Below are 14581 nucleotides of genomic sequence, written 5' to 3'. Positions count from 1 at the left end.
CCGCATGCCCCGCCGAAGGAGAGCCGACACATGATCTTCGCAAAGCCCGTAGCGGTATATCTCAAGCTGGTTGCCGCCGCCGTCGTGGTCAACTTCTTTGCCTTCCCCTTCTATGGCCCCGGCGACGGCCCGGACGATCCTGCGAACCTCGATGTCTGGACTGTCTTGGACTGGTTCATGGCGGCCGCTCTGGCGCTGGTGCTGATCACCACGTGGCAGCGGCGGGCGGCGGCCGGCCCCAACGATCGCAGCGCGAAGGCCATGTTCATCTTCGCTGTCGCTGTGACGATCGCTTTCGTCCCGAATTGGTTTCGCGCCATGGTGGACGGCGGTGACAACTTCACGATCTGGCACCTGATCGACACCGCGTTGCCGATCCTGCTGTGGACCGAGGGACACCGGCTCTGGAAGCAGGCCTAGCACTTGGCAATGGTCATCTCAGGCCAGTGCCGCTCTGGCGAAGGGCCCCAACCACTGAGGTTCGTCTCCGTCAGCTGCTGACGCGAGCGACCGTCGACGCGCGCTGACGATCTCCCGCAGAAATCAGCTATTCGAGCAGTGAGCTCAGGGGCCGGCCGCCTGCCGATCCAGCGAGGTTCAGTTCATTCTCCGCCCTCGCGACAAGCTGCAGCGGAGTCGCCGTTTCGCCTCGGCTCAACTGCTCGTGGACGACACGATCGAGTCCTGCGCCGACTAATGAGAACGCTGTTCGGGTGGTCGCCTCCAACGCCGCAGACCTGAATGATCCTGAGTGCGCGACGATGTTCCGCTGGTTGTACAGGCGACGAAGCGACTCAGCGACGAAGCGTCGCAGCTTTCCGAGCTGTGCAGCTGGATCCCGGATGATCGCAAGAATTCGCTCCTGGGCTGCAACGTCCGCATGATGCTCCAGTACCAGGCGGCGTCCCGACCTGAGGTGCTTCTCCACAATTTGCACCTTTGCGAAATTGGTTGAGACTCCATCAAGCTCTCGGGCGAGGTCGTCTTCCGTTGACTCGATGTGTCGATAGGCAAGCGTTGTCATCTCGGCTCGCGGCAACGAGCATGCGACCAGAGACGCCATTCGATCGGCGGCTCGGTAGCGCCCGCTCTCACCGGGTCGCAGCAGCAAACTCTCAACGGCCGACCAGCCACCTGTGATGGCGGCACCAGAGCCGGGCGACGCCATGTACGACGCCAGCTCCAGTGCGTCGTCAACTTCTGGTGCTATTGCGCCGTCAAATCGATAAACGGCGTCCTGACGGTCGAGACTGCCGATCTCGAGCGGACGGTACAAGGGACGCATCCCGAACTCTTGCCTGCTGCCCGCCACGCAGGCCCACCCCTCAACCTTCACGTCCTGCCCGTGCATTCGAGCAACTCTCGCCCGGGAGGCGGCGCGAGCAACCGTCGCTCGCGCCGCAGCGACCGCGGACCAAGGATCTCGCGTGGTGACGCTCACGACGAATCCGCCGTTGTGCCGACGGCGTTCTTGGTATGGGATTTGGTTCTGTAGCCATTCGGCAGCCCTGCTGCTGTCGAGCCACGTGACGTGACTGGCCGAAGTCTGCGGTTTCCTGAAGGGAGCGGAGCTTGGAACGAATACGTCAAAGCGCCTCTCAGGCATCTCGACGGACATCTCCTCTACCGCCTGAAGAAGTTCCGCGACAGACTTGAATTCTGCGGCGCGCCGACGCAGCCAGCGGTGGAGATGGTCTGCACTGAGACCGCTGTCGAGCAAGTGCGCTGCAACTGCTCGCGACATGAACTCGACCGCAGGCCGCCGTTGGGTACCGCTCCACGCCGCGCAGTATTCGGACTCTGCGCGTCGAACGAGCTCCCGAAGTCGTTGAGCCGGTGCCGGCTTCACCTCTTTGGTCGACTTCTTGTCGAGTTCCACGAAGCTGCGCTCGACTTGTGCGGCCAAGTGGGCAACTCCTGGATCCCGCTTGACCTCACGCCGCCCTGCTTCAATCACATAGCGGAGGCCCTCAGTGTTGGGCGACCTGCCGTCGATGCACGATTCGGCATACTCAACGACTTCGCGGAGACAGAGCACGGTTCCGACGTTCCACAGGCGACGGTGCCACAGTGCCTTGTGATTGCAGAATTCACGAATGCGGTCAGCGACCAGTCGAACCTTCTCGAGTTCAGAGACTTGGTTCCCGGCGCCACTCGATGTATGGTTCATGCAGACCTCGATGCATCCCGCGTCGGTCAAGGGCTAGACGGGGAGGAGCCGCCTTCGGGCCGCTCCTCCCCTTTGACGTATACGAGTCTTGGAGCCGCTGGCAGGCACAGCCGACGTTGATGATCCGCACAACCTGCGACTGACTGCATGGGATCAAGGTATTGCGACTCGCTGTACGTCGCCACGGCGTTTGTTTCTCGCCTTCCCGAACGGACTCGATCATCCTGCCGACAAACAGCGTTCCCAGCGCCAGGCGATCTAGAAGAGCGATTCGTCGGTGCGGCGCAGCCCCTCGATGACCAGCACCGAGGCGGCCGTCGCGGCCATGAGCACCACGGCGAGCGCCATCGCCTGACCCCGCAGGGTCTCCCCCGGCGTGCCGAGCAGGCGGAACAGCGCCAGCGGCGCGGTCAGCGTGTCGGGTCGCCGGGGCAGGAACGCCGTGGCGCCGAACTCGCCGAGCGAGACGGCGAAGGCGAATGCAGCGCCCACGACGACCGCCCGTGATGCGATCGGCATGTCGACCTCGCGGCGGGTGCGCAGCGGCCCCGCACCGAGCACCGACGCTGCCTCACGCAGCCGGTCGTCGATCGAACGAAGCGTCGGCACCAGCGTCCGGACGACGAACGGCATCCCGACCAGGGCGTGGGCGACGGGGATGATCCACCACGCGGTGCGGAATGCCAGCGGCGGCGTGTCCAGCGCCAGCAGCATGCCGAGCCCCACGGTCACCGCGGACACGCCAAGCGGCAGCGTCAACCCGATGTCCATGAGCCGCCGGAGCCAGCCGGTCCGGGCCGGTGCGGCGATGGGGGCCCGGCCTCCCACCACGACAAATGAGGCCAATGCACCGACCGCCGTGGCAATCAGGGTCGCGAGCGCGGCGTACTCCAGCGAGTGCCGCAGCGCGGCAAGCGCCGTGGTCGGCAGCAGCTGCACTCGATCGGCGAGTGCGGCGAAGTTGGCCACGCCATAGCCGTCGCCGGTCGCGAACGCCCGCTCCACCAGCGTGATGATCGGCACTCCCAGCAAGATCGACGCCACTGCCGCGTTGACCGCGATCAAGCCGCGGCGAGGGCGCGGCGCCGCCCGACCGGGCGAACGCCGGGCGACCGCCCGCCAGCGCTCGGCCACGCCCGCCAGCGCGACCAGCGCCGCCACGGCCACAAGCTGGCACAGCGCCAGCGCCGAGGCCGTCGCGAAGTCGAGCCGCGTGATGGCGTAGCGGTAGATCTCGGTTTCGACCGTCGCCCGTGTCGGGCCGCCGAGAATCAGGATCACCCCGAACGAGGTGAACGAGAACAGGAACGTGACCGCCGCCGAGGCTGCGATCGCTGGACGCAACAGGGGCCAGGTCACATGCCGGAAGGCACGCAGCGGCGTCGCGCCGAGCACGGCTGCTGCGTCCGCGTTGCGGCCGTCGAGACCGGCCCACCACGAGCCCACCGTCCGCACGACCACGGCGTAGTTGAAGAAGACGTGTGCCAGCAGGATCGCCCACACCGTGTGGTGCAGGGACAGGGTTCCGCCATCGAGGCCGAATCGATCGAAGACCGCTTCGAAGGCACCGGCCACGACCACTGTCGGCAGCACAAAAGGAACCGTGATGACCGCACGGACGACCCGCCGCGTCCTCGGCCGCAGCCGCGCCAGCGCTGCCGCAGCGGGAATGCCGACGGCAAGCGTGAGCGCCGTGGAGGCCACGGCCTGCCAGACCGTGAACCACAGCACACCGCGAATCGCCGAGCGACCCAGCACATCGCCGAGACTGCGGAGGCCATCGGCCACCACAGTGAGCACCGGGTAGGCGAAGAACACCGCCACGAAGGCGAGCGGCCCCGCGGCGGCGAGCGCCCAGCCGACCGGCGCCATCGCCGGATGCCGCCGCAGCGGCCGGCTCACTCCCCGGGTCACATCGCCCATCGGCTCGGCCTGTGGGCGCGCAGTGCGCTCAGCGCAGCACGATCTCCACCCAGCGCTCGGTCCACGCATCGCGGTTCGCTTCGATCTCGGCTGGGTCGAGCATCAGCGGATCCTGGGGCACTGCAGTGTGCTCGACAAACTCGGGTGGGAGCGTCGCACTCTCGATGACGGGGTACACGAACATGTTGAGCGGAACATCGTTCTGCCATGTCTCGCTCAGCATGAAATCGATGAGCGCCTGCGCACCGGCCTCGTTGTCGGTGCCTGACAGAATCCCAGCGAATTCGATCTGGCGGTAGCACGACTCGGTGATGACGCCAGTGGGCGCTGTATCGGTCGGCGGGTCTGCGTAGATCACCTCGGCGGGCGGGCTCGAGGCGTACGACACGACCATTGAACGGTCGCCGCCGCCCGAGATGAACTCGCCGTAGTAGGCGTCCTCCCAGCCGGCGGTGACGGTCACGCCGTTGTTTCGCAGATCCTCCCAGTACAGCTCCCAGCCGTCGCCGAAGGCGGCAATGGTGGCGAGCAGGAAAGCCAGTCCCGGCGAGGAGGTCTCGGGATGCTGCACCACCAACTGGTCGGCGAACTCGGGGAACGTCAGCTCGTCGAGGGTCACGGGCTCCCACGGCACCGCGTCCTTCCAGTAGTTCACGCACACATCGCCGTAGTCCACGGGGGTGACCCGATGGCGCGCATCGATCTGCAGATCTTCGGGCACGCCGGCGAGCGCAGGCGATTCATAGCGCTCGAAGATGCCGGCGTCGAGGCCGCGCTGCAGGAACGTGTTGTCGATGCCGAACAGCACATCGCCCAGCGGCGCATCCTTGGTGAGGATGGCTTCGGCCACGAGCGTGCCGGCGTCACCGACTTCGAGCAGCTCGACGGTGACGCCGGTCTGGGCCGTGAACTCGGCCAGCGTCCCTTCGGACAGGTTGAACGAGTCGTGGGTGATCAGCGTGACCGTGGTGCCCTCGATCGACGGCTCGGTCGTGGCAGGAGCGGCTGCTGCGTCCCGTGATGGGGTCTCCGTTTCGGGTGGCGGCGCCGGGATGTCGGTCTCGGGAACGTCGCCGTCGCCGCACGCTGCGACGAGCAGCATCGCTGCGGCGACGGCGGCAGCGAGACGGTACGGCCTGCGCACTCGGTGGGTGGTCATGAGCTTCCTCCGCTGGCATTACCCAGATCAGGTTCTCGGGTCGGCGACAGCGCTGCTGCCGCCCTCTCAGCCCCACGGGCTCCCCGGTATGTGTTGTCGTCGTCACCCTACCGTGCGGCGCCGGACGGCCAGTCTTCAGGCCGGCCTCAGAACCAGCGCCGTGATGTATGCAGGGGTGTCAGCACCGGCGCGGTGGAGATGAGGTCCAGCAGCTCCAGCTGGTCCTCGCTGAGATAGCGGGTGCGGCCTGCGACCTCGGCGAGGGGCGGCACCGCGATGCCCGTCGAGTGGACGCCCACCATGCACCCCGAAGTGCCCTCCATGAGCACCTCGACGGCGCGAGCCCCGAGCCGGCTGCCCAGCAGCCGGTCGGCCGGTGTCGGCGGGCCGCCACGCTGGATGTAGCCGAGCACGGTCGTGCGTGTCTCGAAGCCGGTGCGCTCGGCAAGCAGGTCGCCGACGAACTGCCCCATGCCATCGAGGATCCGGTTGCCCCATTCGTCGGTGCCTGTGTCGGGCGCCTCGACGCTGCCGTCGGGAATGGCGCCCTCCGCGACCACCACGATGGACGCGTTGCGGTCGCGGTGATGCCGTGCGATGAGGCGCTCGGCAATCGCGTCGATGTTGAACGGTGCCTCGGGAACCAGGATCGCCGCAGCGCCCCCGGCGATGCCCGCACCGGCCGCGATGTGGCCGGCTTGGCGACCCATCACCTCGAGCACCATGATCCGGTTGTGTGACTCGGCGGTGGTATGAAGCCGGTCGACCGCCTCGGTGGCGACTCCCAGCGCGGTGTCGAAGCCGATGCAGACATCGGTTCCATGCACGTCGTTGTCGATCGTCTTGGGGACTGCGATCACCGGAAACCCGGCGTCCGAGAGCCGCCCAGCCGCAATCAGCGTGCCGTCGCCGCCGATCGTCACCAGTGCATCTACGCCGTCTCGCTCGAGCTGCGCTACCAGCGGCGCCGCACCCTCGGTCTCCAGCCGGCGGCTGCTGCGAGACGTTCCGAGCATCGTGCCCCCGCGCGGCAGTGCGCCTCGCATCGCCTCGGAATCGAGCTTTACGCTGTCTCCGTCGAGTACGCCGTTCCAGCCGCGCCGGTAGCCAATGACGCTGCGGTCCAACTCGTGGCCGGCCGCTCGCACGACTCCCCGGATCGCCGCGTTCAGTCCCGCGCAGTCGCCGCCGCCGGTGAGCACTCCGATTCGCACGCGCTCAAGCTACGCGAGCGAGAGGCCCGGTCCGGTGAGCACCCTCACACGGCGTGCACAAAGCCGAGAGAGCTCAGGCGGTGACGAGCACCCCACCGGCTTCTAGCTGATCAAGCTGCCGGTCGTCGTAGCCGAGCAGCCGGCCGATGACGTCACGGTTGTCCGCACCGCGGGCCGCGACGTGGCCGTCGGTGCCGATGCCCGAGCCGAGCGCCGGGCGGGCGGGGACCGCGAAGCCCGAGGAGGTCTCGGCCAGCAGCCCGCGGTGTGCGGCCCAGTCGGTCTCGGCCAGCTCGGTGATGGAGCGCATCTCCGCCACGCTGAACGGCGTGCCGGCTTCGATCGCCTGCCGGAACTCATCCACGTCGGCGAACCCCGCTGCCCACCGGGTCATCTCGTCGTACAGCTCGTAGCGGTTGGCCATTCGCCCCGCAGGCGTGGAGAAGCGGGGGTCGTCAGCCAGCTCGGACCGGCCCATGACCTTGAGCAAATCGTCGAACCATGCTCCGGGGTTGCCGGCGATGGCCCATATCCGCCCGTCGGGCAGCACCAGAATCGGGCATTCGTGGGCGAGGCCTGCGTTGGGCTCGTCCCAGCCGCCCGCCAGCTCGAGCGCAGACCACTCCTGGATGTACACCATCGCCTCGACCATGCACACGTCGATGTGACCGCCCCGGCCCGTCCTGGCCGCCTTGACGAGCATGGCGTTGACGGTGGCGGCTGCCGACATGGCCGTCACGATGTCGCCCACCACCAGCGGCGGGTTCTCGGGTTCGGCACTGGTCTTGCGCAGGCTGTAGTCGATGTAGCCCGATTCCATGTGACCCACGGGTGCATACGCACGCTTGCCTGCCCACGGGCCGGTCTGGCCGAATCCGGTGACCGAGCAGTACACGAGCTTGGGGTGCAGTGCGCACATCTCGTCGGCACCGAGGCCGAACTTGGCCATCACGCCGGGCCGGTAGTTCTCGACCACCGCATCACAGCGGCCGATGAGCTCCCTGACCAGATCAGGGGCTCCGGGCGCTCGCAGATCGATCGAGCAGAAGCGCTTGCCGGCGTTCTGTTGGGAGAAGTAGGGGTTGACGTCGCCCGGCACGTAGGGCGGGAAGGTGCGGCTGAGGTCGCCGTCGACCGGCTCGATCTTGATGACCTCGGCCCCGAGGTCGGCCATCATCCGCGTGGCCAGCGGCCCCGCCACCACCCGCGTGAAGTCCAGCACCCGGATGCCCTCGAGCGGCCGCTCCCCCGCGCCATTCCCGCTGCCGTCCGTCATAGCGCCGCGAAGTCTGTCACGAAGACCATGCGGAACGCAGAGCCGCACGCGGGTGCGGCTGACTCGTTGCCCGCTGTGACGCGCGCCTTAGGACAGCTCTGGTCGAACGATTCTCACGTTGACAACTTGGCCGGCCGTCCAGGACAGGTCGACGTTTCTGAAGACGAAGTTCGAGTTCCCGCTCGGAAAATCAAGCGCCACATCGTCTATGTGCAGTGTCCAGTTTCCTGTGCCGGAGACCGGTGCCCGAAATGCCAGATATAGCTTCCGCTCCGACTCCAGGTACCAGAGCCACTTGATTTGCAGCCCGATGCTGCTGGTCACGTTCGAGAACAGGGTGTCGTCGTTGTAGGCGCCCAGGCTGCTGCTGCCATAGTCGGCCACCGTCATCTCCCCCGACCACAGCGTCTCGACCGCATGCGCCACCGCAGCCGTCGCGTCGCTGGTCAGTGTCTCGGAGAACCCGTGGTCATCGGTGAAGCTGACCTGCACTTTGACGGCCTTGCCCACGTCGTCGTCGGTCAAGGCGTATGTCTGTGCGGTGGCGCCGACAATGTTCGTGTCCGAGCTGCCGTCGCTGCGTATCCACTGGTAGCTGAACTGCACGTTGGTGAGCCCATTGGCGTCGCTGATCCCTGAGGTGTCAGCGCTGAGCGTCTCACCCTCCTGCGCTGTGCCCGTGATGGTCGGCAGGCCGCTGGCGGGCTGATTGGTCGGGCTGAAGACCCAGGGACGGGCTTGCTTGATGGCGAGGATGTCGTCGCTGGTGATCTTGAATTCGATCTCCATGGCGAAGGGCTCGCCGGGTGCGGGGTCGTACAGCGTCTTGAAGTGGTCGTGGATCACTTCGAGGTGCTCGCCGAGCTGGCGGAGCTGGGCGTCGTCGAGGAGGAGTTCTCCGGGTTCCACCTGGTTGGAGGTCGCCAGGATCGCGATGTCGTTGCCGCTGGGGTGCAGCAGGATCTCCTCGGGCTCGGAGTAGGCGTCGGGGTTCGTGACGAGGTCCTCGCCGAGCTGGGTGTTGACGTAGTAGTAGCCGTCGAAGCCGCTGACGGGGTCGAAGCTGACTGCGACGCCGTTGGCGAGCTCGTCGGTGTAGTTGGGGTGCACCAGCACCCCCATCGCGGTTGCGAGGTGGTCGATGCGGTGGAACTCGCGTTCGGCGAAGGCTCGGAAGTTCCACAGGCTGGCATAGACCCCTTTGAGGGACTTGTCGATGCCGTCTTCTTCGGTCTCGTCGGGATCCTGGGTCTTGGAGTCGTACAGCCCCGCCCCGCTGAACCCGGGAAGGTCTTCGTTGTTGGTGCTCGACCGGTAGCGAAGCGACTGCCCCACGGGGTAGGTGGCGTGCATCGCGGTGAGCGCGTCCAGGATCCAGGCGGGCGTCTGGCCCTTCTTGATGGCTTTGCGCAGATCCTTGAGCATGTCCTCTTGGACGTCGAAGTCGGTCTGGAAGCTCTCGTCGGCCAGCATCTCTTCGATGTCGTCATAGAACCCGTTGTGCTTCATGAACTCGTCGTAGAAGTGGAACGGCACCGCGAATCCTTCGGGCACGGTCCCGGGCGGGAAGCCCAGCGTCCCCAGCACGGCCACATTGGCGGCCTTGACCCCGAAGGTGTCCCAGTCCTCGAAGCCGACGGCGTCGAGCGGGGTGATCTCGGTGATCGACAGATCGCGTTGGGGTACTTGAGCCGTAGCGGGACGCAACGCGGCGTAATGGGCGTCGACCTCGCCTGGGGTGGCTGCCCTCACGCTCCATCCGCTCTCGGTCACCTCGTAGCGGACGTAGCTGTCGAGGAGCCCGTCGATGATGTCGCCGTCGATGGTGCTGTCGTCGAGGGCGTCGCGGATGAAGGCGTTGGGGACGGCGTCCTGCACGGCTCTCAGGTTCACGTGCGACAGCGGCGTCTGGGGCACGGTGGTGATGATCCCTGCGACGCGGGGCAGCTCGTTGGGCAGTGCCTCGTAGATCGCGATGTCGCGGGCATGGGGCCGGTCCCCCTCCTCCATGACCCGCAGCCGGCCGTATCCCAATGCGGGATTCATGGGCAGGAAGCTGGATCCGGGGTGGATGTCCTCGTCGAACATGAGCGGGATGCGCGACTGCCTCAACAGCGGCAGCTCGGACTGGTAGCTCGCGAGGCGGTAGTTCGGTATGTGCAGGGCCAGGTTGTCGTCGAGGAGCGGCATCCCGGCCGCGAGCATGGTGTGGATGCGCTCGAGCAGGTCGGTGCTGTAGCGGTTGTCGTAGCGGTTCAGCCACCAGTAGTAGACGCCGGTGCTGCCGCCGGGGGCCTCGAGTGCGGGGTCGTAGACGATCTCGCCCGGCACGGCCCAGGGCAGGTCGGCCTCCAGGTGACCGATCGCATTGAGGAACAACGCGATGGGGTGGCGGAGGTGCGTCTTGGAGTTGATGAAGAACAGGGTCGGCGAGTCGGTGTCCGTGCCCAGCAGAACGAACTTGAGATACTGCTCGTTGTAGGCCAGCGTCTCGAAGGTGGGCTGATCGGGAACGGCTGCGGCGCCGTCGGTGAGCCCGATGGCCGGGGCGGGGTTCACCGGGCTCATGGTCCCGAGGCTGTCGAGTTCGGTGAGGTCGTCGACGCAGTCGCCGTCGACGTCGGCGGGGTCGGTGACGAGGTACTTCTCCACCCGGTAGCGCTCCGGCGGCAGCGCGGCCACGTTCTCCGCCAGCATCGTCGTGGACGCCTCGCCCCTGATCACCGCGACCGGTGTCTCGGACACCACGCCGTCCTCTTCGTGGTTGACATACAGCACGAAGTACTCGCCGATGTTGGATGCCACCACGATGGGGACCGCCGTCACCGCCACCGCCGTGGGCGTCGGGTCGAAGACCGGCGAGCACAAGCCGCTGGTGCCCTCGTCGTTGTCGGCGATGGTGATGGTCTGCGGGACCCCGATCACCGCACCGTCGAGCATCGCAGTGACCTCGATGGTCTCGTCGCTGTCCTCGACGGTGTCGTCCACCGCGGTCACGGTGGCGTGTGCCGAGGTCGCGCCGGCGGCGAGCGTCAGCGTCTTGGCGGTGACTGTGTAGTCGGCGACCTCGGTCGCGGTGCCCGCCAGGACCAGCGTGACCGTCTTCGCCTCGGTGAACGTCACGCCTCCGGTGCTCACGGTCACCGCCGTCGACGTCTCGCCCTCCTCGGCGATGGATTCCGAGCCGACCGATACCGCCCAGATCGCGGCGTCGTCGACGGCGCCACGGTGGACCGTCAGCGTGTAGACGCGGGTGGTGACGAGGTCCGAGGCGGTGACTTGGACCTTGATCGTGTTGTCGCCCAACGCGAGGTCCACCTGCTGGCCGTCGGCGTGGTCGTCGGCGTCGGGGAGTTCCACGTCGTTGCCGTCGAGGAACACGACCGTGGCGTTGCCCGCGTCGGCTGCTTGGGCGGTCACCGTCACCTGCGACACCGAGTCGCCCACCGATACCGTGTAGGACGTCGTGGCGGTGCCGAAGGCGGGGGTCAACGTCCCGGCGCTGAGGCTCAGAGCGCTCAGGTCGGCGTTGCCCGGCATGTTGTAGGCGAACAGCTTGTCGCTGTAGGTGGTCCCCACCCACATGGTCGCGCCGTCGGACCAGATCGCCCGGGGAAGGTCCTGGACGTGCCAGAACAGGGTGTCGAAGTCCCGGTCGGGGTCCCGCTGCTTGGTGGCCAGCGTGTAGGCGAAGATCTTCTCGTCATACCAGCTGTTGGCCACCCACATGGTCGTGCCGTCGGACCACAGGCCGGCGGGACGGGCGTTGGCCGGGTCGAGGGTGTCGAAGTCCTTGCCGGGGTCCCGCTGCCCGTCGGCCAGCGTGTAGGCGAAGATCTTCTGTTTGTGAACGTCGGACACCCACATGGTCGTGCCGTCGGACCACAGGCCATAGGGGTACTGGTCGCCGATGTCGATGTCCTTGCCGGGGTCCCGCTGCCCGTCGGCCAGCGTGAAGGCGTAGAGCTTGTTGTCGAAACTCTCGCCCATCCACATGGTGGTGCCGTCTGACCAGATGGACCGGACATGGGTGTCTCTGGAGGGCTTGCGGAGGTCGATGTCCTTGCCGGGATCCCGCTGCTTGGTGGCCAGCGTGTAGGCGTAGGCCCTCTCACTGCCGTCGGCGTCGTCGGCCACCCACATGGTGGTGCCGTCGGACCACAGGCCGGTGACTGACCTGTTGTCCGCCGCGGCCAAGGTGTCGAAGTCGTCCTCGGCGCTCCATCCGTAGGGGGCCTCCGACCCCCGGTTGATGCTGACGGTGTAGCCCTTTCTCGTTCTGCCGTCGGCGGCGGTGACGGTCATCCTCACGTTGTTGCGGCCCTCGCTCAGGTCCACTTGGTGGCCGTCGGTGACGCTGTCGGCGTCGGTTCCGCTGTAGACCACCGCCGCGTCCCCGTCCGCGACGCCCAACACCGTCACCCGCGCCACCGAGGCGCCCACACCGAACTGGTACGCGGTGTCGCTGGCGCTGAATCCGGCAACACCGACGCCGTCCACCGTGAGCGCACTCAGGTCGGCATTGCCCGGGTCGGCGTCACCCGGCATGTTGTAGGCGAAGATCTTGTCGTTGAGGAAGCCCGACACCCACATCGTCGCGCCGTCGGACCAGATCGCCCAAGGAAGGGTGTGGCCGTGCCCCGACAGGGTGTCGAAATCCCGGTCGGGGTCGCGCTGCCCGGTGGCCAGCGTGAAGGCGTAGAGCTTGGCGTCGAAACTGTCGGCTACCCACATGGTTGTGCCGTCGGACCACAGGCCGACGGGTCCCGTGTTGGCCGTGCCGTCGGTGTCGATGTCCTTGCTGGGGTCCCGCTGCTTGGTGGCCAGCGTGTAGGCGAAGATCTTCTTGCTGGAAAGGTCGGACACCCACATGGTCGTGCCATCGGACCACAAGCCCAGAGGGGATTCGTTCCCGGCCGCGCCGTCGGTGTTCAAGTCCCTGGCGGGGTCCCGCTGCCCGCCGGCCAGCGTGTAGGCGAAGAGCTTGGCCTCGAAGTGGTTGGCCACCCACATGGTTGTGCCGTCGGACCATATGTCTCGGACATGGGCGTCTCCGAACGCCCCGGGCTGCCGGACGCGGATGTCCTTGCTGGGGTCCCGCTGCTTGGTGGCCAGCGTGTAGGCGAAGATCTTCTCATTGCCGTAGGAGTCGTCGGACACCCACATGGTGGTGCCGTCGGACCACAGGCCATCGGCTGACTTGTTCCCGGCCGCCGCCAGGGTGTCGAAGTCGTCCCCGGCGCTCCATCCAAAGGGGTCCTCCGACCCCCGGTTGATGCTGACGGTGTATTCCTTGGTCGTGTTGCCGTCGGCGGCAGTGACGGTGACCGTCGCGACGTTGCGGCCCTCGCTCAGGCCCAGTTGGTGGCCGTCGGTGAGTCTGTCGGCGTCGGTTCCGCTGTAGGCCACCGTCGCCGCCCCGTCCGCGACGCCCGACACCGTCACCTGCGCCACCGAGGCGTCGACACCGAATTGGTACTCCGTGGTGCTGGCGCTGAATCCGGCGACACTGACGCCGTCCACCGTGAGCGCACTCAAGTCGGCATTGCTGGCGGGCGGATCGTCGTCGTCGACAGTTCCCTGCACTACGGCTTGGGCGGTGTTGCGCAGTATTCGTCCGTCGGGCGCGCAGATCGAGTTCACCGACACGCAATCGGCGGCAGCGTCGAGCGCGACCGTGACGGCGGCGTCCGAATCAGGCTGCAGCCTGACCGTCCAGTACTGGGGCGTGCGGTTGGCCGACACCACCGACACCAGCGTCGCGCCCGAAACGTCCAGCGCATCAGCCAGCACCTCAGCAGTGACCCCCAGACCGCTTTCGTCGAAATTCAGCTGCAGATCGAACTCCGCCGAGCCGTCATGGCCCGCTGGCACCTCGCTGAACCACGCACCCGGCGCCACCGCCGGCCGCCCCGCGAGCGAAGCGGAGCCCTCGAAGGTCAGCGACACGTCCACTGAACCGCCCGAAGCGCCGATCGCCGACCCCGCCAACGGCCACCAGAACGACCGCGACGCTGGCTCGGCCGACCACACCAGGCTCTGTGAACCGCGGAACAGCGTCCCGTTCACATCGAGCACGAAGTCGTTCTCCAGCGGCCGGCGCATCACCAGATACAGACCCCCAGCCGTCTCCAGCAGCAGCATCACCTGATTGCTGCCCGAAGGCGCCACGAACGTCAACGGCGACAACGACCCGAACCCCGCCCAACGCGAATAGCCCACAACCCCGTCCGCGCCCTTCTCAACCTCCGCGTCCAGCACCGCCGTCCATGCCTCGGCGACATCCGCGGGGGCGCCCGGGTCTGTCTTGGTGCCCGGGTCCGTGCGGGTGCCGACGGGCTCCCCCACCGGCTCGGTGACCTTGAGCTTGAGCCGGTACCGCACCGGTCCCGCGGACTCCAGCCGCACCACATAGCTGCCCGCCGCCAACGTCAGGGTGAACCGCTCATCCGAACGCCCCAGCTCGGTGCCCGAGCCCAGCACCTCGCCCCAGGCGTCCTCCAAGAACACATCCAGGTTCGCGCTCAGCAGCCGCAGCACCACCTCCACTGACTGCGGCGAGGACAGCTCGAACCCGTACCGCACCACACCCCCGGCCGCGTCGTCAATCGTGCTGTTGACCACGGTCTTGGGTTCATCCGCGATATCGCCCAGCTCCACCGCCTCAGGAACGTCGCGCAGCTGCAGCTCCGGCGACGCCCCCATCGCCGACGCCAACGGCCCCAACACCGCCGCCGCACCCACCAACACCGCCACGGTGACCCTCAAGCACCGCGACCCACCACGCCGGCGTCTCACGCGTGCTCGCACTCAATAGATAGTAATGAGCACTATCCACA

At 67.0% G+C, this 14581-nt stretch carries 7 protein-coding genes and 1 riboswitch; of the genes, 1 reads left to right on the top strand and 6 read right to left on the bottom strand.

Features of this window, described 5'->3' with window-relative positions:
- Window positions 1-30 precede the first annotated feature (30 nt).
- Window positions 31-420 (top strand): hypothetical protein, encoded by a 390-nt coding sequence (locus ACOGXE_RS13445; protein ID WP_419931416.1) that lies wholly within the window; start codon window positions 31-33, stop codon window positions 418-420.
- A 127-nt stretch (window positions 421-547) separates the two neighbouring features.
- Here the strand turns inward: ACOGXE_RS13445 and ACOGXE_RS13440 are convergent, their stop codons facing one another.
- The 6 genes from ACOGXE_RS13440 to ACOGXE_RS13415 all read right to left on the bottom strand — a co-directional run bounded on the left by ACOGXE_RS13440 (window position 548) and on the right by ACOGXE_RS13415 (window position 14498).
- Window positions 548-2170 carry a hypothetical protein gene (locus ACOGXE_RS13440; RefSeq protein WP_419931415.1) on the bottom strand — a complete coding sequence of 541 codons (1623 nt, stop codon included), beginning with the start codon at window positions 2168-2170 and terminating at the stop codon, window positions 548-550.
- Window positions 2171-2428: 258 nt separating this feature from the next.
- A complete protein-coding gene (locus ACOGXE_RS13435; RefSeq protein WP_419933524.1) occupies window positions 2429-4042 on the bottom strand; it encodes an ABC transporter permease in 1614 nt (537 codons plus the stop codon).
- A gap of 79 nt (window positions 4043-4121) precedes the next feature.
- On the bottom strand, window positions 4122-5252 hold the full coding sequence (locus ACOGXE_RS13430) for a thiamine ABC transporter substrate-binding protein (protein WP_419931414.1): 1131 nt from the start codon (window positions 5250-5252) through the stop codon (window positions 4122-4124).
- Window positions 5238-5348: riboswitch (TPP riboswitch) on the bottom strand. It overlaps the preceding gene by 15 nt.
- Window positions 5349-5398: 50 nt before the next feature.
- The gene (locus tag ACOGXE_RS13425; RefSeq protein WP_419931412.1) at window positions 5399-6466 is read right to left on the bottom strand and encodes a 6-phosphofructokinase; all 1068 of its coding nucleotides are present in this window, start codon (window positions 6464-6466) and stop codon (window positions 5399-5401) included.
- A 73-nt stretch (window positions 6467-6539) separates the two neighbouring features.
- Window positions 6540-7742, bottom strand: coding sequence for a CaiB/BaiF CoA transferase family protein (locus tag ACOGXE_RS13420; RefSeq protein WP_419931411.1), 1203 nt, complete (start codon window positions 7740-7742; stop codon window positions 6540-6542).
- Between the two features lie 87 nt (window positions 7743-7829).
- Window positions 7830-14498 (bottom strand): cadherin-like beta sandwich domain-containing protein, encoded by a 6669-nt coding sequence (locus tag ACOGXE_RS13415; protein ID WP_419931410.1) that lies wholly within the window; start codon window positions 14496-14498, stop codon window positions 7830-7832.
- Window positions 14499-14581: the final 83 nt, after the last annotated feature.

The sequence above is a fragment of the Candidatus Poriferisodalis sp. genome (assembly GCF_965208555.1).
In the GTDB taxonomy this organism is placed as follows: Bacteria; Actinomycetota; Acidimicrobiia; order Acidimicrobiales; family Poriferisodalaceae; genus Poriferisodalis.
Note: the sequence above shows the minus strand (reverse complement) of the source record. Positions and strands in the feature narration are given on the sequence as shown.